This window comes from Streptomyces sp. P5F9, assembly GCF_057961495.1.
The window spans coordinates 1-20,452 of sequence record NZ_JBXVPZ010000153.1 but is presented as its reverse complement, the minus strand read 5'-3'; the positions used below and the strand labels follow the sequence as shown (position 1 = coordinate 20,452).

Genomic DNA, 20,452 nt, shown 5'->3' with positions numbered 1-20,452 from the left:
GCGATCCACAGGGTGGGGCGGGTGGGGTCGAAGCCGGCCCGTTCGAGGTCGGGGAGCCAGGTGCCGGTGAGGTCGGCGGAGACCTCGCGGCGGTCGGTGCGGGGCCGGGCGCCGAGCCGGTCGAGGCGGTCGCGTTTCTCCTCGATGAGCGGGCCGTGGTCGACCTCGTAGACCTCGGTGCCGTCGGGCCAGTCGAGCCGGTAGGCGCGGGTGTCCATGCCGGCGGCGATCAGCACGACCTGCTGGATGGTGCCGTCGGCGAGGAGGGTGGCGATGTTGTCGTCGAGGAACTTGGTGCGGATGGAGATGAAAGGCAGCAGGCCGCCGCCCTCGTAGCGGTCGATCAGTTCGAAGCCCTTGGGGGCCGCGAGTGCGCGCGCGAGGGGGTCGATGTAGAGCGCGTCCTCCCGCTCGGACTCCAGGGCCCGGGCGGCGGCCATCCACTGGGCCGTGTACGAGACTGCGTGCATGGTTCGGGCCTCTCTCGCGTCAGGCGAAGAACGCCTTCTCGATGGTCGCCAGGGACTGGAAGTCCTCGATGTCGATCGTGTCGAAGTCGATCTCGGCGCCGCTGGCGTCCTCGATCGCGTAGACGAGTTCGACGAAGGACAGCGAGTCGACGAGCCGGTTCTCGATGATGTTGACGTCGGCCGCGAGTTCGGTGCGGTCGGCGTGGCGGCCGAGGATCCAGTCCCGGACCTTCTCGATTCCGGTGGAACTCATGGGATTCCCTTCAGGGGTGAGGCAGTGCCAGGTGGGTCGGCTTCGCGGTGGCCGCAGCGGCGGCGGCCACCGCCACCGCGAAGCCGCCGCTGTGACTGATGCTCACGTCGATCGGGCCGAGTCCGACCTGATCGGCGAGTTCGGCGGCCCGCCCGCTCAGCCGGAGGTCCGGCCGGCCGCCGGGGCCGGAGAGGATCTCGATGCCGAGCCAGGGCAGGGTCTGCCCGGCGACGGAGAACACCTTGAACACGGCTTCCTTGGCGGCGAGCCGGCCGGCGATGCTCTCCGGGTCGGCCGCCCCGTCGGGGGTGCGGCAGGCTTCCAGTTCTCCGGGTGAGAGCATCCGCCGCAGGGCGCGGCCGGCGTCCGGGGCCAGCAGTTCGGTGACGCGTGCGAGCGGTACGAGGTCGATGCCGATCCGGGCCGTCACGACGTTGCTCGGGAGGCTCATGCCGCGGTGGCCGCAGCGGCGGCGCGGACGGCGTCGAGTGCGGCCACGGGGTCGCCGCCGTGGTGGTCGCTCAGTACGGCGAGCCAGCGTTCGAGGCCGAAGGCGACGCAGGAGGTGAACGCGGACTCCCCGTCGGCCAGGCGGATCCCGCACCGCTCGCCGAAGAAGTTGCGGTGGGTGTTGACCGAGGCGATGGCCAGGTCGCCCTGCTGGAACTCGTACTTGACCGGGCTGAGTTTCTGCATGAGGGCCCGCGCCCCGTCGTTCTGGAAGAACGGGTCGGAGGCCGCGGTCCGCTCCAGTCCGAGCCCGAGGGCGTCGGCGAAGGCGAGGATGCGGTCCGTGAAGCGGGCGAGCACGGTCTGGGTGTGGTCGTAGGTGCCGAGGGCGACGATCTCGCGCATCTGGAAGCTGGCCAGGCGGCGGAGGCCGCCGTAGTGGTCCTCGTTGCGGAAGCAGCGGTTGACCAGGGTGACGAGGGTGTCGTCGGGGATCCGGTCGCCCTCGTGGTAGAGGTACGCGCCGTAGCAGGTGGCGTGCGGGAGTCCGTACCGGGCTTCGGTGATGTCCGACGGTCCGAACGCGCCGTTCTCCGGTTTGGCCTGGCCGCTCGCCAGTTCCAGTGTTCCGGCCACCCAGGCGAGGTGGGGGAAGTTCGTGTAGACGTCGAACTTCTCCAGGTCGCTCACCGGGAAGAACGGCGGCGGGCTGATCTCGCCGGCGCCGGCCGCGTGTCCCCAGCCGGCGAAGACGCCGTCGAGTTCCCTGATCAGCCGGGTCTCGTCCGGGCCGAGGATGGCGAGCGCCGGGGCGCCCGCACTGCCGGTGAGGCGGGTCATCGCAGGAGCCCCGTCCTCTTGAGGTACTTGGCGGTCTTGCGGAACGTGCGTTCCTCCGCGGCCTTCCTGGCCGGGGAGTCCAGCAGGGCCCGGCGCACCTCGTGCGGGCGCTCCAGGCCGGCGTCGCGGTACACCTGGGGGTGGTAGAGGGACTCGAAGCTGTGGGTCATGTAGCGGCTCAAGTAGCTGGAGATCCGCTCCAGTTCGTCCTCGTCAGCCGTGCGTTTCACGTCCTCGAAGAGGAGGTGGACCAGTTCGCGGCCGAAGGCGATGTGCCGGGACTCGTCCTGGTGGTGGATGCGGTTGATCGCGCGGATCGTCTCGTGCAGCCGCTCGTCCGCCGCCATGGCCGAGTTGTAGTGGTCGACCAGCTCCTCGAAGATCATGATGCGGGCGAAGACGAGCAGGCTCTCCACCTTGGCGGAGGACACGGTCGCGCCGGCGCCGGCCGGCTGGCGGTAGATCTTCCCGCCGTAGCGCAGGCAGAACTCCGCGAAGAACCACATGTGTTCGTTCTCCTCACCGATGAAATGGTGGAAGAACTCGGAGGGGGTCTCGAAACCCGCGGTGTGGATCCGGCCGACGACCTCGATGAGGAGTTCCCGGATTCCGTGCACATTGAGGCTGTAGAAGTTGATGCTCTCGTACCGCGAGAGGGCGTACAGCTGCTCCTTGCTGAGGATTCCGGCCAGTTCGGTGCCGTGGGTGGTGGTGAGTTCGGGGCTCATCCACCACATGTCGTACGGGAGTTCACCTGGCCACTCGAAGAGCCGGTACGGGTTGTAGTAGTCGTCGATCGACTTGGCGCTGAGACGTTCGAGAATTCCCTGGAAGCGTTCGCTGCCCTCGATCACATCACCGACCATGGGATCGTGACCTCCTTTCGGGGTGCGCTGCGGTCGATCCAGACGGTAGGCCGGTACCGGAAAGGGCTTCAACGCCCGAAAGCGGCCTGGCCGCGACCGGTCAGCCACGTGGCGTGACCGTCGGGGTGGAGGTGATGATGTGGTTCGGAGCATCCTTGGTCCGGGGAGTGTTCGACCGGACCACGCCTGAGAAGGCTGCCCAGAGCCGTGCAAGTCACCTTGGATGGGGCGACAGTTGGACAGCAGTGCAGTGGACACCTCACGCGCGGACCGCGGAGCCGAGAGCGGCTCACCGGCACTGGGGGAACGGCTACGGTCGCTTCGGAAGCGGGCCCAGCTCAGCCAGCAGGACCTGTCGGCGAAAACGGGCATGAGCACGCGCGCCCTGCGCGACATCGAGCACGGCCGGGTACAGCGGCCCCAGTTGCGCACGATCCAACGGCTCGTCACCGCGCTGGACCTCTCCGACGCCGAGGCGGGCGAACTCCACGACGCCGCCCGCGAGACCGCGCCGAGGACCACCGGCCGGCCGCGTTTCCTGATCCTCGGCCCGCTCGCCGTGCAGCGCGGGGACACCCCGGTGCCGGTCAGCAGGCCCATGCTCCGCCGACTGCTCGCGCTCCTCGTGCTCAAGTGCCCGGCGCCCGCCACCCATCAGGAGATCGTCGAGACCCTGTGGCCCGCCGGTCCCCCCGATTCGTGCCAGAGCCTGGTCCACACGTACGTCAGCCAGGTGCGCCGGCTCCTCGAACCGGACCGGGGGCCGGGCGACGCCAAGTCGGGCGTGGAGCGCGGCCCGAGCGGCTACCGGCTGCTGGTCGACGCGGGCCAGACCGACATCGGCCGCTTCGACGAGCTGGTGTCCCGCGCGCGGCGCGCCCACCGCGCCGACCATCTGACGCTGGCCTTCGAGTCGCTCACCGTCGCGCTGGGGTGCTGGCGCGGTCCCGTCCTCGCCGACATGGGGTCCGCGCTGCGGCAGCACCCGATGGCCGTCGCCTGCGGCGGGCGCCGGATCGACGCGACGCTGCTGCACGCCGATCTGGCCCTCGAACTGCGGCATCCCGAGCGGTCGTTGCGCCTCCTGTGGGACCTCGCGCACGAGGAGCCGCTGCACGAGGGCGTCCACGCCCGCCTCATGCTCGCCCTGGCCGGCTGCGGTGAGCAGGCGGCCGCGCTGAACGTCTTCACCGGGCTGCGGGGGCGTCTCGACGAGCAGTTGGGCATCACGCCGAGCGAGGAGCTGCGGAACGCCCATGTGCGGGTGCTCCGGCAGCAGCTCCCCGCGACCGGGCGCGCGGCGGCCGACGAGGCCGCCGTCCGGACGCGGGCGACCATCAGGCCGCCGGCTCAACTGCCCGCCGACACCGCCACCTACGTGGGCCGCGAGACCCAACTCCACGAGCTGGACCGGCTGTTGTCCCCCGACGGTCCCGAACAGGCCCCGGTCGTCACGGTCGTGGGCCCGCCCGGGGTGGGGAAGACCGCGTTCGCCCTGCGCTGGGCGCACGCGCAGCGCTCCCGTTTCACCGACGGGCAGTTGTTCGTGAATCTGCAGGGGCACTCCTCGCTGCCCGCGCTGCGCCCCGAGGACGTACTGGCCCGCTTTCTGCGCGCGCTCGGGGTGCCGCCGGACCAGGTGCCGTCGAACCTGGAGGAGGCGGCGGCGACGTACCGCACGCTCCTGGCCGACCGGTCCATGCTGATCGTTCTCGACAACGCCGCCGACGTCGAGCAGGTGCGGCCCCTCATACCCGGGGTCGCCAACTCCCGTGTGGTGATCACCAGTCGGGGCAGGCTCTCGGGTCTGGTCGCCACCGACGGCGCGCATGTGCTCGGCCTCGACGTGCTCAGCCCGGAAGAGGCCAGATCCCTGCTGGGCCGGGTCCTCGGGAGCGGCCGGGTGCTGGCCGAACCCGAGGCGGCGGCCGAACTGGCGCGACTCTGCGGGCGGTTGCCGCTGGCGCTGCGGATCGCCGCGGGCAACCTGATCGCCAACCGGAACACCGGCATCGCCGAGTACTGCGCCGAGCTGGGCGGCGGGAACCTGCTGAGCGGACTACAGGTGGACGGGGACGAACGGGCCACGATCCGCGCCGCGTTCGACCTGTCCTACCTCGCGCTCCCCGAGCCGGCCCGGCGCGCGTTCCGCCTACTGGGGCAGGTGCCGGGACCGGACACCACCGCGCACGGCGCCGCCGCCCTGATCGACACCGACACGGCACGGGCCGTCCGGCTGCTGCGCGGTCTCGCCGAGGCCCACCTGGTGCAGGAGTCGGTGCCCGGACGCTTCGCGACCCACGACCTACTGCGCACCTACGCACGGGAGTTGGCCGAAGGCGCCGAGCTGGACGCGGCGCACGCCAGGCTCCTCGACTGGTATCTGGTCAACGCCGAGGCGGCCGCCGGGATGCTCAGCCCGGAGGAGTTGTCGGGCCGGGACGCGAGCACGCGGCCGGGATCGGGGACGCGGCAGCTGGTGGTCCACGACCGGCGGCAGTGCCTGGAGTGGCTGGAGAGCGAGCGGGAGAGCCTGGTCGGTGCGGTGCGGTCGGCCGCGGACTCCGGGCGCAGCCGGGTCGCGTGGCGGCTCGCCGAGGCGCTGCACGGGTTCCTGTCGTTGCGGGCGTACACGGCGGACTGCCTCTCCGTGGCGACGACGGGGCTTGCCGCGGCGCGGGCCGACGGTGATCTGCGGGCGCAGTCGGCGGCGCAGTTGAGGCGCGGGGACTGCTACTGGGTGCAGGGCGACAACATCCGGGCCCAGGAGCTGTTCACCGGTGCGCTGGCCCTGGCCAGGGCCGCCGGCTGGCTCAACGGGCAGGCGCTGGCGCTGCGCCGGATCGGGGCCGCGCACCAGGAGAACGGCGCGATGCGGGAGGCGACCCGGTTCCTGTCGCAGGCCTGGGACCTCGCGGAGCGGTCCCAGGGGACAGTCGCTCCGGACGATGTGATGAACCTGGGCCTGATCTGCTGGAAGCTGGGCCAGCTCCAGGAGGCGGCGGACCACCACACGCACGCGGCACGGCTGTTCCGGCAGCTGGGCTCCCCCAGCGGTGAGGCCATCGCGCGCACGAATCTCGGGATCTCCTACCGGGCCCTGGGCCGGCCCCGGGAGGTCATCCGGGTCATGGGCGAGGCCCTGCCGGTGCACGAGCAGAACGGCAACAAGACCAGCGTGACGGTCGCGTTGAGCTGTCTGTCGGCGGCGCACTCGGATCTCGGCGGGCACATCGAGGGGCTGGCGCTCGCGCGGATCGCCCTGGAGTCCGCGCAGTCCATGCGCAACCGGAGGCTGGAGGCGAACGCGTACTTCTCGATGGGGGCCGCGCACGACAGCGCCGGGGCGCCGGCGGACGCCGCGGAGTGCTATCTGCGGGCGCTGCGTCTCGCCGAGTCGATGGACGACCGCTATCCGCAGATCTACGCGCTGATCAACCTGGCCGCGACCCGGCTGCGGCAGGGTCGGGCCGACGAGGCGCTGGACACGGTCGAGGGGGCCATGGTGATGGCCCGTCAGGCGGAGTTCCGGATGCTGGAGGGCAATGCGCTGAACGTGCTCGCCGGTGTCCGGGGCCGGCTCGGGCAGGGCGAGCCGGCGCTGCGGCACGCGCGGGAGGCGCTCGATCTGCACCGCAGAACCGGACACCGGCCGGGAGAGGCGCGGAGTCAACTGGCCCTGGGCGGCGCCTTCGCGGCGCTGGGCGAGGATGCCGTGGCGTTCGGCCACTGGCGTGCGTCGCTGCTGCTGTTCCGGGGGATGGGCATGCCGCGTTTCGGGGGTCTCCGGCCGCGGCCGGTCCGCGCGGCCTGAACGGCGGATTCCGCGCGTCGGCCCGGGGCGGTGTGACGACCTGCCGGGGAAAGGTTTGCGATTTCTGCCGCTGTCCGCGCACTGGTCCGGACCGGGTCGCAGCGCCGCAGGTCAGCAGGGTCGTGGCGGCACGGACCGCTCTTCCGGGTGCCGCCGACTCCTATGGTCCGGCTGTAGTTCCGCGGACACCGCGGCTCCGTAGTGTCGTCCAGCAGAGGTACAGACCACAGGGCGGGTCGGCGCCTCCGGTGCCCCGAGTCCCGACCCGCACGCGTCTCTGGAGGAGCGGTGGAGATCACTTGTGCCACACGTCCCGGCGACCTTCTGAACGAGGACTTCGTCGCCGCCGCAGGACATTTCGCCGTGGTGCTCGACGGGGCGACGGCCGAGCCGGGGGTGGACAACGGCTGCCGCCATGACGTCCGTTGGCTGGTCACCCAGCTCGGCAGCCGTCTGGTGGCCGGGCTGATCGAGGCCCCGGCGGCCGCGCTGTCCCAGGTGCTCGGCGAGGCAATCGATGACGTCATGACCCGGCACGGGACGGGCTGCGACCTGACGAACCCCCGCAGCCCGTCCGCCACCGTCGCCGTCCTGCGCCGCCGCGACGACCACGTGGACCACCTGGTCCTCGGGGACTCCGCGGCCGTCGTCCGGTTCACGGACGGCGCCGTCGACTGCGTGGTCGACAACCGCATCCACGGCTTCCCCGACCGGTCATGGGCGGACCTACGGCATCTGCGCAACCAGGAGGGCGGCTTCTGGGTCGCCGGGAACTCCCCCGAGGCGGCCGCCCACGCACTGACCGGCAGCTGGCCGGCCGAACGCATCGACCGCGCCTGTCTGTTGACCGACGGCGCCTACCGGCTGGTCGAACGCTACGACTGGAGCTGGCAGAAACTGCTGGACTGCCTGGGCCGCGAAGGGGCCCGCACGCTCATCGCGCGGACGCGGGCCGCCGAGTCGCGCACCCCCGTCGGGGCGTTCCCGGGCAAGCACCACGACGACGCGTCCGTCGCCCTCTGTCTGATCGGCGACGCGAGCTGAGCCGCACGGCTTCAACCGTGCTCCACCCCTGACACACGTATCCCGGGCCGCAGGGCCGGCCCGGCTCCTTCATGAGGTGACCCCTTGCCGCAACTCACCGTGCCGTTCTCCGGTTTTTTACACCGCACCGGAACGCTGTCCTTCGGCCATGCCAACATCGTGCGGTCGATCGGCGTCGACGAGGACCCGACCCGGCTCAACCTGGCCATGGTCTTCGACGCCCCCGCCGACGGCGGACTCGTCCGGATCGCCGACCAGTTGGGCGAGCTGATCGGGCGCCATGAAGCGCTGCGCACGACCTACCGGCTCGGCGCCTTCCCCACCCAGTCGGTCGCCGCCCACGGCGAACTCGTCGTAGAGGTGGTCGAGGCGGAGCGGGACACACTCCAGGTCGCGGATCTGACCGCCCGTGAGCTGCGGGCACGCGTCTTCGACCTGGAACGCGAACTGCCGTTCCGGGTGGCCGTGGTGACGTCGGGCGGTGTGCCCCGGCATCTGGTCTGGGTGGTCTCGCACGCGGCCATGGATGTCGCCGCGTGCGAGGTGCTGCACACCGAGTGGGCCGCCCTGTCCACGGGTCGGCCGCTGCCGTCCCCGCCCGCTCTGGAGCCCGTCGACGTCGTGGAGTTGGAGCAGTCCCCGACCATCAGGCGGCTGGGCGGGAGCGCCCTGCGCTACTGGGAGTCACGGCTGCGGCGCGTCCCGCAGGCGATGTTCACCCTCCCCGCACGGACGACCCCGGCCAAGACCGACTGGCTGCACGCGGGCCTCACCCTCCGCTCCAGCACCGTCCCGGCGGATCTCACGGCGATCGCGGACCGGACCGGCGCCAGTCCCTCGGCCGTCGTGCTGGCCGCGCTGGCCGTCCTGGTCGGGCATCACACCGGGCAGTCCACGGTGGTGACGACCTCGTTGTCCGACAACCGGGTGGTCCGGCGGCTGCGCGGGTTCTTCGGCTCACTGGCCCAGGACGCGCTGCTTCCCGTCGACCTCGCGGAGGCCGCGGGCTTCGACGACTGCGTCCGGGCGGTGCGCTCCGCGGGGCTGCCCGCCTACCGGCACAGCTGGTTCGACCCCACCGCCCTCTGGAAGGTCATCGACGGCGTCGCCGCCGAGCGGGGCGTGTCCTTCGCCCGCGACCTCGTCTTCAATGACATGAGCACGCTCGCCACCACGGCGGGCTCGCCCGACCAGTCGGCGCTCAGCCGGCTGCCCTCGGTGTGGATCCCGGGCCACCAGCCGCCGCCCGACGAGGACCCAGGGATCGGCGGCAGCGTCTCCTGGACGCCGGCGGAGGACATCCCCTGCCGCTTCTTCGCCTGCCTGTACCGGCTGGACGAGGAGTTCGAGTTCACCCTCTGGGTCGACCCGCAGGTCCTGCCGCGCGACGACGCCGAGGAGTTCGGCCGCACCCTGCTGCGCCTGCTGCGCGCCGCCGCCGGAGGCGATCTGCCGCTCGGGGAACTGAAGTCGCTGACCGAACTGCGACCGGTGCCGCGCGGTGACGGCTGGTACCTCAGCGACCACTCCTGGATCGAACTCGACGCCGTACGCGACCTGTTGGACGAGGTGCTGGGTGAGGTGCCGCATCTCGTGACGGTCGTTCCGGACGAGGAGTCGGGGCATCGCGTCGTCTGCCACCTGGCCGGGCCCGACTCCCCCGCCGCGGTGCACGAGCGGACGCTCGCCGCGCTGCCGGGGCGGGTCACCGCCATGGCACCGCACACCTATGTCGTGCACGAGGCCGCGCCCGCGGATCCGGCCGACCCGGCCGCCTGGGCCGCGTCGCCGGTGCGCGAGGAGTCCACGGGACGCCGGGAAGGACGTGACGAGGCATGAGTTCGGACGCCGGTCTCCGGACGGACGACCCGTCGGCGGAGGAGCCGACCGCGGCACCGTCCCTGTGGACCACCAACTTCCGCCTGTACTTCGGCGCCCGCACCGGTTCCCTGCTCGGCGACGCCATGCTCCCGGTCGCCCTGTCGGTCGGTGTGCTGGACGCCGGGTACGGCACGTCGGGCGTGGGTTACAGCCTCGGCGCGTGGATGGCCGCGCTCGCCCTGTGCATGCTGTTCGGCGGTGTGCTCGCCGACCGGTTCACCCCGCGCCGGATGATGGTGCTGGCCGACCTGCTGCGGCTGGGCCTACAGGGCGGTCTGGCCGTCGCCTTCGCGCTCGGCACACCGTCGCTCTGGCTGATCGTGGCCCTGCAGTTCTTCAGCGGTGTCGCCACCGCCCTGTTCCAGCCGGGCGTGGCCAGCATGGTCCCCCAGGTCTCCACCGACGTACAGCGGGCCAACGGCGTGCTGCGCGTCTCGGAGTCGGTGGCCGGCGTCCTGGGCCCGGCCCTCGCCGGCGTCCTGATCGGCCTCTCCGGCCCGGCCACGGTCTTCGGCATCTACGCGGCCACCTACGCCCTCAGCGCCGCCTGCCTGTTCGGCCTGCGCCTGAAACAGGCCCCGAAGGACAGCGCGTCGGAGACCTTCTGGCACCAACTGACCGAAGGCTGGCAGGAGTTCCGCTCCCGCCCCTGGCTGTGGGGCGTGATCTCCTGCTTCCTGGTCTACGGCTGCTTCGTCGCCGGTCTGTCCCTGCCCGTGGGCGCGGACCTGGTCACCTCCCAGCACGGCTCGACGGCGCTCGGCATCGGCATGGCCGCCTTCGGCGCGGGCGGGGTGATCGGCGGCACCGTCGCCATCCGCATCCGGCCGGGCCGTCCCCTCGCCACCGGGTCGATCGGATGGGTGCTCTACGCGCTGTTCCCGCTGATGCCCGCGCTGCGGACCGGAGTCGTACCGCTCTGCCTCGGCTGGGCCGTCGCCGGCGGCGGCCTCGCCTTCTGGGCGGTGATCTGGGCGACCACCGTCCAGACACAGATCCCGGCGGAGCTGCTCAACCGCGTCTACGCCTACGACGTCACCGGATCGCTGCTCTCCATGGCGCTGGGCCGCTCCCTCGCGGGCCCGTTCGTCTCGCTGGCCGGGGAGCGCCCCCTGATGGCCGCGGCGACACTGCTCGGACTCCTGTGCAGCGGGGTGCTGCTGGCGGTGCCCGGGATCAGAGGACTGCGTGCCGTGCCCGTGAACGCCGAACCGCCCCAGGCCTGAACGGAGGAGGTGACATGGAGATCGCGACCCCGATCACGACGTCGGAGCTGCCCCGTTCCGAAGAGGTGGACGAGTTCGTCGTCCACGTCTACGAACGTGTCCTCGCCGACCCCGGCACCACCCCGTCCGCACTCGCGGCCGGGCTCGGTGTCTCCCCGCCCCGGGTCCTCGAAGCGGTGCGTGTGCTGCGGGGGCTGCGGCTGGTCAAGGACGCGGCCCCGGGCCGGGGCGAGCTGATCGCCGTGAGTCCGGAGGAGGCGCAGATGGAGCTGCTGGTGCCGCTGGAGCAGGCCATCTACTCCGAGCGCCGCCGACTGGCCGACGTGAAGGGGCAGTTGCTGTCCTTCGTGGACGCGTTCGACAACACCCAGCGGTACCGGCGCCGGCCCGAGACCGTCGTGGTGACCGGCGATCCGGGCGAGATCGCGCTGCGGCTGACGGAGGCCGTGCAGAGCGGCACCTCGGAGATCCAGGTCATGCAGCCGTGCGTGGCGCAGGAGACACCGGAGCTGCGCCACGCCCGGCCGCTGGTGCTGGAGGCACTCCGGCGCGGGGTGCGTGCTCTGGTCCTGTATCCGCACACGGCGCGCGGTGACGCCGGGACCCGGTCCCACGTCCGCGAGCTGACCCGGGCCGACGGGCAGGTCCGCACCTCGCGGGAGATCCACGGCCGGTTCATCGTCGTCGACCGCCGGGTCGCCTTCGTCCCGGCCGACGACGAGGGGCGCCTCGCGGTCGTCTACGACCCGTCCGTCGCGGCGTTCCTGAGCGGCATCCACGACCGGATGTGGCAGTCGGCGCTGGACTACGAGTCGAAGACCGCGGGCTACGCCACCGCCATGGACGACCTGCGGGCGACGATCCTGGACCTGCTCGCCTCGGGCATCAAGGACGAGGTCATCGCCCGGCGGCTGGGCATGTCGGAGCGGTCGTTCCGCCGGCACATCGCGGCCATCATGCAGGACCTCACCGCGGGCAGCCGCTTCCAGGCCGGTGTCATGGCGGCCCGCTCGGGGCTGCTCAGCCCGGCCGACCGTACGCACGGCGTGAGGAACCCCGCATGAGCCGTTACGCGCGTCTCGCGTACACGCCGAACGTGCGCCTGGTCCAGGACGAGATGGGCAGCGCAGCCGCGGGGGCCCGGCGGCTGGCCGTGCCCGCGGACAGCGCCGAGCGACTCACCGCGGCGGAGGCCGAGTTCATCGCCGGTCTCGACGGGTTCATGCTGGCCACGGTCGGCGAGACCGGCTGGCCGTACATGCAGTTCCGGGGCGGGCCGCCCGGCTTCCTCCACGTGCTCGACGCGCACACCCTGGCCTTCGCCGACGTCCGGGGCAACCGGCAGTACATCACCACCGGCAATCTGCGGGGCGACGACCGGGTCTCCCTGTTCCTCCTGGACCACGCCCGGCAGGCCCGGCTGAAACTGTACGGCCGGGCCGCCGAGGTCGGGGTGCTCGACGATCCCGGTCTCGCCGAGCGCCTGGAGACTCCCCTTACCGACGGACGGGTGGAACGGCTGATCACCGTGCGCGTCGAGGCGTTCGACTGGAACTGTCCCAAGCACATCACGCCGCGCTTCAGCGAGCGGGAACTCGCCGAGGCGCTCGCCCCGGTCCGCGGGCGCCTCGCGGAACTGGAGCGGGAGAACGACCGGCTGCGCGAGGAGTTGGCGGCCCTGCGGCGCGGCTGAGCCGGCCCCCCGGGGGAGACGGCGAGGGCCCGCCGTCCGGAGAACGGCGGGCCCTCGGTGCCGGAGCCGGTGTCACCCGCCGCGGCGCTGCTCCAGCAGCCACGCGTAGACCTCGGGGTCGTCGTAGGTCCGCGTCCAGGAGTCGTGGCCGACGCCCGGGTACCGGGTGAACTTCGCGGGGCTGCCCAGGTCCTTCAGCGCCTCGACGACCTGCTCGGTGTGCTTGATGAGGATGTTGAAGTCGTCCTCGCCGTGGAACGTCCACACCGGCAGCTTGGCGATCCGGGGAGCGGCCTCGGGCATCCACGCCCCGCAGATCGGCACCACGGCCGCGAACCGGTTCGGGAACCGCGCCGCCAGCGCCCAGGTGCCCGTCCCGCCCATACTGAGGCCGGTGCAGTACACGCGGTCCTCGTCGATCCGGTACTCCCCCGAGACCGCCTCGATCAGCGCGTACAGGCCGTCCAGTTCGCACGACCAGGTGCTGTACGCCGGACACTGCGGGGCGACCATCACGAAGGGCAGGTCGACGCCCTGCGCGGCCTGCTTCACCGGCCCGTGCGCGGTGAGCATCGAGGGATCGTCGCCGCGCTCGGAGGCCCCGTGCAGAAAAAGCACCAGCGGCCACCTCTTCGACGGGTCGTCCTGATAACCGCTCGGCACGTGCACGGCGTACGGCAGATTATTACCTGTGTCGTCGACCGTGAACGTACGGAATTGCAGAGGTGAGGCCACCTTACACCTGCCCGGAGTAGGGAATTCAGTTGATGGGAGATCTCAGGATCGCGCCCAGGTTCGTTCATGTCAACATTGTTGCCGCCCGGCCGGCGGGAGGGCCGAAACGGAACTTCCTCAGAAAAGTTGCGGAAACTGCCGCTTTCACTGGGCGGAGCACGCGCAGGTCGCCATATGGCCAGCTCAGGGCGGCGAAGGAGCGGAAATACCGGAGCGAAAAGTCCTCAAGGAACCTCCAGAATCTTTATGGCGGAATACCAGTTCGCGCTCGCTAGTATTTATCGGCGACGAACTCGTGCCCACCTGCAGGGGAGCGGTGACGCAATATGGGGAGAGAGGAATCGGTGCCGACCGGAATCAATATCACCGGGGTCAGGCTCAGCGGAGCCGTCATGAGTCATCCACGCCGTCGGGAAATGGCGGAAAGCCTCATCGAAAGGGCCCCGCACGGTTTCCTGCGGCTGGTGCTCGACCCCGAGCCGGACGGCCCGCCCACCGCGCTGCGGACCGCGGCCGCCGCCTGGTCGGCCGCCGACCCCGGGGCCACCCACCATCTGGTGCTCCAGGACGACGCGCTGCCCGGGCCGGGCTTCTTCGACCGGGTCGAGGACGTCGTGCGCGGCGCGCCGCACGCGGCCGTCGCCCTGTTCACGGCCTGGAACTCGCGCAACGGCGCCGCGGTCCGGATGGGCGCACTGCTCGGTGCCCGGTGGGCGGCGGCCACCCGGGAGTACACGCCGACCGTGGCGCTGGTGCTCCCGGTGCCGGTCGCTCTGGGCTTCGCCGCGTTCGCCCGCCGGCACGGCGACGGCTGGCCCGACGACGTGGTCATGCAGCGCTACTTACGCGCCCACCGCATACCGACCTACCTGACCGTGCCGAACCTCGTCCAGCACGACGACTTCCCCAGCGTGGCCCGCAACGACCAGCACGGACTGCGCCGCGCGGCCTGCTTCGGCACGGTGCCACCCGGCACCGACTGGGCGCTCGCGGCCGGTCTGTCCGAGGTCGGCGCCGTCCCGTTCTTCAAGAACGGGACGGCCCAGTGCGCGGTCAGGCGCGACGGCGACGGGGCGTGGACGACCGTGGACAGCGACCGGTACTGCGGCCGGCTCCGGTTTCCCCTGGAGTGGTTCCGCAAGCAGCTGAACGAGGTGGCCGCCGAGTCGGTCCCCCTGCTCGGCGCCCTCGCCCCGGTGCGCCCGCGAGCCCTGGAGGCGCTGTGGATCACGGCGGGCCTGACGGGTTTCCTCACCCGCGAGGCCGGCGGCCGGGACACGGAGGAGGCGGCCCGAGTCCTCCGGAACTCCGCCGTCGCCACCATCGGACCCGGCGGCCTGTGCGCCGAGATGGACGCCCGCCAGCTCACCGCCCTCCACGACGACCTCGCCGAACTCGCCCGCAGAAGCGTGGAGTTGGGCGCGGCGGCACACGACGAGCAGGCACGGAGGACCCCCGCGCCACCTCCCGCGCACAAGGGCCGGATCGCCGTCGTCGGCTCGTCGCACGGGCTGGCCCGCTTCATGGCGTACGACTTCGAGTGCCAGGGTTTCGACACGGCCCTGATCGAGGGCACGGTCACCGAACACACCCTGCGCGACCTGGCGGACACGGACTCGGTCGTCCATGTCGGTCCCTTCGACGAGGGCCGGTCGGTGGTCCAGGCAGCGGCCCGCGCCGGGCTCGGCCATGTGGTGACGGTGACCACCGAAGGAGCCGGGTGGGAGGCCGTCCCTCCGGTGTCCGTGGGCGACGGCACCGCGGTGACCGTCCTGCACATCGGCACGCCGTACGGCCCGAGCGTCGTGGAACCAGGCTCGCTGCTCGCGGACTTCGTCGAGAGCGCCCTGCTGCGCCGGCCCATCAGGATGGCCGACCCGCTGCCGGAGCCGGTCCGCTATGTGCACGCCACGGATGTGTGCCGGGCCGTCGAACGGGCCCTGCTGCTGCGGCGATCCGGCGTCTTCGAGATCTGCGACGACGCGACCCTCACCCCGTACGACGTGGCCGAGGCCGTCTGCGCGGCCGTACGCCGGGTGCCCGTCGAGGCACCGGACGGTACGGCGGTGACCGTCGGGAACCACCTCCCGGACCCGTCCGGGCGGGCGCCGCAGGCGGCGGAGCGGGCCGCCGCGGAGCTCGGCTGGCGGCCGGCCGTGCCCTTCGCCGAAGGCCTGCGCTCCTTCGCCCAGTGGCTCGCGTACGAGGCCGACGAGACCCGCGAGGCGGATCCTCGGCAGCCCTGAAAACACCATCGGAAAGGGAGACATGAGCCAGAACAACCCGTTCGGGGTCGACGCGTCGGCGGAGCTGGAGGTCGTCGTCTTCGACGGCGGGCTCGGCGTCGAGTACGTGACGGACGCCGAGGCACGGTACGCGGAGGCGTTCCCCGGCGCGAAGGTCGCGCACACCACGACAGCCGCCGTCCGCCCCCTGCTCCAGCCCCGCTTCACGGACGGCACCCCGCCCGACCTGGTGGACAACACGGGCGCCGAGTCCCTCCCCACCGCCGCCCTGGCGGCCGAGGACCGGCTGACGGATCTACGGGTCCTGCTGGACGCCCCGGCCCACGACGCTCCCGGCAGCACCGTCGGGGAGACGCTGATCCCGGGTGTCGTGTCGAAGGGTCAGTACGGCGGCGACGAGGTGTGGGCGCTGAACTACGCCTACTCGGTGTTCGGGGTGTGGTACTCCAAGTCCCTTCTGGAGAAGCACGGTTGGAGCTATCCGCGCACCTGGGACGAGATGCTCGCCCTCTGCGCGGCGGCCGCCAGGGAGGGCATCGCGGGCTGGACGTACGCCGGCCGGTTCCCGTACTACCTCCAGTGGACGCTGTATCCGTTCATCGCCAAGATCGGCGGCCGGGACGTCCTCAGGGCGATCGACGACCTGGAGCCGAACGCCTGGAAGCACGACGCCGTACGGACGGCCTTCGCGGCGTACCACGAACTCGCCGCCAAGGGGTACGTCCTGCCCGGCACCCCGGACCTCGACCACACGCGCTCGCAGGCCGAGTGGATCAAGGGCCGGGCGCTGTTCGTCCCGAACGGCACCTGGGTGGAGAACGAGACCGAGGACATCACACCGCCCGGCTTCGACATGACCGTCGCGCCGCCGTCCGGTCTCGACGGCTCGGACGCGATGCCCTTCGGGACCGTCTGGGCTCAGGCGGGCGAGGCGTTCATCGTGCCCAGGGACGCCAGGAACGCGGCGGGCGGACTGGAGTTGCTGCGCATCATGCTCAGCAGGAGGTCCGCGCAGAACTTCTCCCGGCTGACGTCGTCGCTGAGTTGTGTGAAGGGGGCCGTGGAAGGGATGGACCTGCCCTCCGGGCTGTCCTCCGCGAGCCGCCTCCTCAGCGCGGCCGGGTCCCACGTCGTGTCCCCCCGCACGGACTGGTACCAGACCCTGAACCGCGAGGTGATCGCCGGACTCGTCGGCGAGATGATGGCGGACCGGATCACCCCTACAGAGGCGATCGACAGAATCCAGAAGGCCTCGGACGCCGTGGCCAGGGACGACTCGGTCAAGAAGTACACACACTCCTGAGTCCGCCGAGGAACTGGGGGTGCTGGCGTACACCACCGGTTCCCGCATCGTGCTCGGCGACAACAGCGTCGAGGACGAGGTGATGCACGAACAGGTCGACCACGTACGCCGGCAGGCCCTGGGTCCCGTGCCCGGTACCGACAACGGCCCGGGGTGCGGACCCCGAACTGTCGCTCCCCGGGGCCGCGTTACCCGGTGAGCCAGTTCGGCGGACACAAGGACGACGAGCCCGGTGCCAACGCCCCTCTCGGCGCGAGCCAACGGCACGTCGGCCTCAAGGAGTTCGGCGACTGACTGAAGGACCTGGAGGAGGGCTGGGAGGCCGAACTCGCCCGAGGCCAAGGCGGCTGAGGAACGCGCGGCCCTGTACCGGGACTTGATCGGGGAGCGTGGCAACACCGGTTCGTGAGCGCGTAGTTCGTCGGCCACGGTCGTCACCCGCCCGGAGAACGTGCCGGGGCGGGGGCCGGCCCTCCGGAAGGACGGGGAGAGGCCGGCCTAGTCGCAGGCCGCGCCGTTGAGCGTGAAGCCGTACGGCGCCGAGTTCTTGGTGTTGTTCCACGTCCCGAGGAAGCCGAAGGTGAAGCTGCCGTCCGCAGCGACGTTCTTGTTGTAGTCGGCGGCGGTGGCGGTGACCCGGGAGCCGTCCTGGGCGACGCTCGCGTCCCACATCTGGGTGACCTGCTGGCCGTCGCGGTAGGACCAGGCGACGCGCCAGGTGTCGAGGGCCTTGGTGGTGGTGACGGTGATGGCGGCCTGGAAGCCGTCGGTCCACTGGTTGACGAGGTCGTACGTGACGTCGCAGCTCGCCGGCGTGGTCGTATCCGAACCCGATCCGGAACCTGAGCCCGAACTCCTCGTCGGGTCCGGCGAGTTGCCATCCGTGGCCGAGGCGGTGCCCTGGGGTTCCGTGTCGGGGTTCTTGTCCCCGGAGTCGGTCGCCGTGCCGCTCGTCGCGGGCCGGGCGGTCGGCGAGGCCTTGCCCGACGGGTGGCTGCCGACGGACGACAGGGTGGGGGCGGGATCCCCCACCGGCCGGCTGTCGGCGTCGTCGCTGGCCGCGTTGTCGTGCCCGGAGCCGCCCATCGGCATCATCGACACCCCGAGCGCCACCAGCGACAGCAGGACGGCCGCGGCGAGCAGACCATTGCGGACGAGGCGCGCCTTGCTCGCGCCCTCCTTCGGCTCCCCGGCCTCCAGTTCGGCCGCGGGGCGCCCCGCGCCCAGCCGTACCTCGGCGGCCCGGCGGCGGCGCTCCAGATAGGCGAGCCCGCCCCACCCGATCACCCCGCCGGCGAGGGCGGCGGGCAGTCCGCCGCCCGCGAGCCGCAGACAGGCGGCCGCTTCCGCGCACTGCACACAGGTGGCGAGGTGCCGGGAGAGGTCCTCGGGGGTGTCGGCGGCCGGTGAACGGGTCACCGCGTCCAGCAGCCGGGCGTAGCTGCGGCACTCCGCGTCCATCGGTGTGTCGAGGTGGTTGCGGTGGCAGCGGTCCCTGAACAGGGCCCGAACCTGGGCGAGTTCACTGGAGACGACCGCCGGGTCGAGGCTGAGCCGGCGGGCCACGACGGGCAGCGGCAGCGCTTCCACCTCGGCCAGCCACAGCAGCGCCGCGTCCGCCTCCTGCAGGTCCCGCAGACCGCGCAGCGCGATCGGGCGCTGCAACGGCATGCCGTGATAGCGCGCCGCCTTCTCCGAGTTGAGCCACAGCCGCAGGTCCGGGTCGAGCCGGTGCCCCCGTCCGGCGAGCTCCCAGGTGGCCGCCGTGGTGCGTACGGCGGTCAGCAGCAGCGGTATCACCGGCAGCACCCGGCGGGCCGGACCGCGCATCGGACCGGATCCGGCGGAGCGGGCCTCCTGGATGCCAAGTGCGAAGGCCTCACTGGCCAGTTCGGTGGCCGAGGCGGCTCCGGACGTGCACAGGTCGGCGTAGGACAGCACGGCGTCCCAGCTCTCGGTGAACAGCGCTGCCTCAGCGGCGTCCTGAGGAGTCGGCAGGTCGGGCATGGGTCTCCTGCATCCACGAATGACGGCCAACTAGCTCTGACAGTAGGCGAGTTGGAGGGGGGCTGCCTCGTGACAGGGCCAGAGCCTTTCACGCCTCCCACACAACTGACAAGCCACGTATCCAATTACGGTGACTGTCAGTCGCCTCTGTGCAGTTGTACGTGTCCGAGCCCCTCCAGGCTCACCCGTCGCAGGAGTTGGCCACACCGTTACCTTACAAAGGCGCGGGCTCCTCGGCGGGGAGACTGTCCATGAAGGAGCTGACGGAGAAGACCGCGCGGCCGGGGCCCGGTTCGCCGTATCCGGGCGGGGACTTGAGGCCGAAGTCCTCCATCGTCGCGCGGTAGGCCTCCAGCAGCCGGATGTGGTACTCCAGCGGAGCGCCCTGAGGATTGGCCTTGCCCAGCGGGGTGGTGGGCTCCGGGCACCAGGTAGTGAAGCGGGGCGTGATGCCCTGCGACATGAAGAAGCGCAGGCCCTCGGTGGTCGACGCGATCGCCTCGTCGACGGTCTTGAAGCCGAACGGCTCCGCCATCTCCACGCCGGCCACGAAGTTGGGGATCACGTTGCGCGCACCGAAGATCTCCGCGGAGTCGAGAATCCGCTTGTGCCATTCGGCGCGGCCGACGTAGCGCTCCTTGCCCGGGCAGTGCAGCTTGAACAGATACTCGTCCCACACCTCGTAGTTGGGGTGGTAGATCTGCACGCCGTAGTCCTTGAACCGCTGTACGTCGTCCTTAGGCAGCGCCTGGGCTACGACCTTGCCGATCCACCGCCCCGGGAAACGCTCCTCGATAGCCTTGGCGTAGTGGCCGTAGAAGTCGGCCTCGTCGCGCCCGGCGACGGTCTTGGTGATCGCGCCGCCGGTGAGGGTGTAGGCGGTGGACACCTTCGCGGTGTCGTACCGGTCGATGATCTCCAGGGCTTCGAGGACCTCTTCGACGTCCTTGACTCCGGTGTACGGCCGGCCGGCGGCCTTGTGCTGGCGCCAGTTGTGGTTGATGTCGCAGTACTGGCACTCCTCCTTGGCGCCGAAGTACTGGCAGACACGGAAGACGGTGAGGTAGATCAGGTAGCCCCACTGGATGGTCGGGGCGACCTCCATGACGGACTTCCCGTTGGCGAGCTTGTGCCGGTAGTACTCCGGCATCGGCGGCACCCCGACGTCCGCGATCCGCTTCCCGTCGAGGTACAGCCCGAGGACACCGTCCTCGTCGGAGGCCACGCGGTACGGCGAGGTCGGGTTCACCCGCACGGAGACGACGGTCCGTCGCAGGTCGTACGGGCCACCCGTGAGGATGATCTCCTCCGGCGGGCGGCGCAGCGCGGCCTCGCCCAGCTCCGGCAGGGTGCCGTGGTCGAAGGAGAAGATGAAGTACGACTTCGGCTTCACCTCACCGCCCTCGTTGTCGCTGAGCGCGGACGGGTCGAAGGCGACTCCCCCGCGCAGCAGGTCCTCCTTGAAGACGGCCTCCCGCGGCACATGCGGAAAGCGCTCCATCAGATCCTCGACCAGCGCGGTGCGGCTGCCCATCCCGTTTCTCCTCCCGGCTCAGGCGCCCTGCTCAGGCGTACGACTCCTCACGGTATGCCTCCGGCGGTTGGGCGGGGGGAGTGGGGGGTC

The 20,452-nt window shown here is 71.4% G+C and carries 17 protein-coding genes; 9 read left to right on the top strand and 8 right to left on the bottom strand.

What is annotated here, in order from left to right; genetic code table 11:
- The 5 genes from AC31A1_RS24005 to AC31A1_RS23985 all read right to left on the bottom strand — a co-directional run.
- Positions 1 to 470, bottom strand: a 470-nt coding sequence (locus tag AC31A1_RS24005; RefSeq protein WP_489655297.1) for an SAM-dependent methyltransferase, incomplete at its 3' end; no start/stop codon positions are given.
- A 19-nt stretch (positions 471 to 489) separates the two neighbouring features.
- Positions 490 to 723: an acyl carrier protein gene (locus AC31A1_RS24000; RefSeq protein ID WP_489655296.1), complete on the bottom strand. Its 234-nt coding sequence runs from the start codon at positions 721 to 723 to the stop codon at positions 490 to 492.
- Between the two features lie 10 nt (positions 724 to 733).
- Positions 734 to 1,174, bottom strand: coding sequence for a holo-ACP synthase (gene acpS / locus AC31A1_RS23995; RefSeq protein WP_489655295.1), 441 nt, complete (start codon positions 1,172 to 1,174; stop codon positions 734 to 736).
- Positions 1,171 to 2,013: a class-II aminoacyl-tRNA synthetase family protein gene (locus AC31A1_RS23990; protein ID WP_489655294.1), complete on the bottom strand. Its 843-nt coding sequence runs from the start codon at positions 2,011 to 2,013 to the stop codon at positions 1,171 to 1,173. Before AC31A1_RS23990 ends, acpS begins: the two co-directional genes overlap by 4 nt.
- Positions 2,010 to 2,879: a diiron oxygenase gene (locus tag AC31A1_RS23985; protein ID WP_489655293.1), complete on the bottom strand. Its 870-nt coding sequence runs from the start codon at positions 2,877 to 2,879 to the stop codon at positions 2,010 to 2,012. The genes AC31A1_RS23990 and AC31A1_RS23985 overlap by 4 nt, the downstream gene beginning before the upstream one ends.
- A gap of 235 nt (positions 2,880 to 3,114) precedes the next feature.
- Here AC31A1_RS23985 and AC31A1_RS23980 point away from each other — a divergent pair, with 235 nt between their 5' ends.
- The 6 genes from AC31A1_RS23980 to AC31A1_RS23955 all read left to right on the top strand — a co-directional run bounded on the left by AC31A1_RS23980 (position 3,115) and on the right by AC31A1_RS23955 (position 12,537).
- Positions 3,115 to 6,693: a BTAD domain-containing putative transcriptional regulator gene (locus AC31A1_RS23980; protein ID WP_489655292.1), complete on the top strand. Its 3,579-nt coding sequence runs from the start codon at positions 3,115 to 3,117 to the stop codon at positions 6,691 to 6,693.
- 288 nt (positions 6,694 to 6,981) lie between these two features.
- Entirely contained in the window at positions 6,982 to 7,737 is a 756-nt protein-coding gene (locus AC31A1_RS23975; RefSeq protein ID WP_489655291.1) for a protein phosphatase 2C domain-containing protein, read from the top strand.
- 84 nt (positions 7,738 to 7,821) lie between these two features.
- A complete protein-coding gene (locus AC31A1_RS23970; protein WP_489655290.1) occupies positions 7,822 to 9,576 on the top strand; it encodes a condensation domain-containing protein in 1,755 nt (584 codons plus the stop codon).
- Positions 9,573 to 10,844, top strand: a complete 1,272-nt coding sequence (locus AC31A1_RS23965; RefSeq protein ID WP_489655289.1) for an MFS transporter — start codon at positions 9,573 to 9,575, stop codon at positions 10,842 to 10,844. The genes AC31A1_RS23970 and AC31A1_RS23965 overlap by 4 nt, the downstream gene beginning before the upstream one ends.
- Positions 10,845 to 10,858: 14 nt before the next feature.
- A complete protein-coding gene (locus AC31A1_RS23960) occupies positions 10,859 to 11,908 on the top strand; it encodes a LuxR C-terminal-related transcriptional regulator (protein ID WP_489655288.1) in 1,050 nt (349 codons plus the stop codon).
- A complete protein-coding gene (locus AC31A1_RS23955; protein WP_489655287.1) occupies positions 11,905 to 12,537 on the top strand; it encodes a pyridoxamine 5'-phosphate oxidase family protein in 633 nt (210 codons plus the stop codon). Before AC31A1_RS23960 ends, AC31A1_RS23955 begins: the two co-directional genes overlap by 4 nt.
- 72 nt (positions 12,538 to 12,609) lie before the next feature.
- On the opposite strand, the gene AC31A1_RS23950 is transcribed toward AC31A1_RS23955, so the two are convergent.
- Positions 12,610 to 13,272, bottom strand: a complete 663-nt coding sequence (locus AC31A1_RS23950; protein ID WP_489655286.1) for a carboxylesterase family protein — start codon at positions 13,270 to 13,272, stop codon at positions 12,610 to 12,612.
- Positions 13,273 to 13,688: 416 nt separating this feature from the next.
- Here AC31A1_RS23950 and AC31A1_RS23945 point away from each other — a divergent pair, with 416 nt between their 5' ends.
- The 3 genes from AC31A1_RS23945 to AC31A1_RS23935 are packed head-to-tail and all read left to right on the top strand — an operon-like array spanning position 13,689 to position 17,020.
- Positions 13,689 to 15,518, top strand: a complete 1,830-nt coding sequence (locus AC31A1_RS23945) for a hypothetical protein (RefSeq protein WP_489655285.1) — start codon at positions 13,689 to 13,691, stop codon at positions 15,516 to 15,518.
- 22 nt (positions 15,519 to 15,540) lie between these two features.
- Entirely contained in the window at positions 15,541 to 16,821 is a 1,281-nt protein-coding gene (ngcE, locus tag AC31A1_RS23940) for an N-acetylglucosamine/diacetylchitobiose ABC transporter substrate-binding protein (protein WP_489655284.1), read from the top strand.
- A 19-nt stretch (positions 16,822 to 16,840) separates the two neighbouring features.
- Positions 16,841 to 17,020 carry a hypothetical protein gene (locus tag AC31A1_RS23935; RefSeq protein WP_489655283.1) on the top strand — a complete coding sequence of 60 codons (180 nt, stop codon included), beginning with the start codon at positions 16,841 to 16,843 and terminating at the stop codon, positions 17,018 to 17,020.
- A 299-nt stretch (positions 17,021 to 17,319) separates the two neighbouring features.
- Here AC31A1_RS23935 and AC31A1_RS23930 read toward each other — a convergent pair whose 3' ends face one another.
- Entirely contained in the window at positions 17,320 to 18,828 is a 1,509-nt protein-coding gene (locus AC31A1_RS23930) for a cellulose-binding domain-containing protein (protein ID WP_489655282.1), read from the bottom strand.
- Between the two features lie 214 nt (positions 18,829 to 19,042).
- Positions 19,043 to 20,362: a radical SAM protein gene (locus AC31A1_RS23925; RefSeq protein ID WP_489655281.1), complete on the bottom strand. Its 1,320-nt coding sequence runs from the start codon at positions 20,360 to 20,362 to the stop codon at positions 19,043 to 19,045.
- Positions 20,363 to 20,452 lie beyond the last annotated feature (90 nt).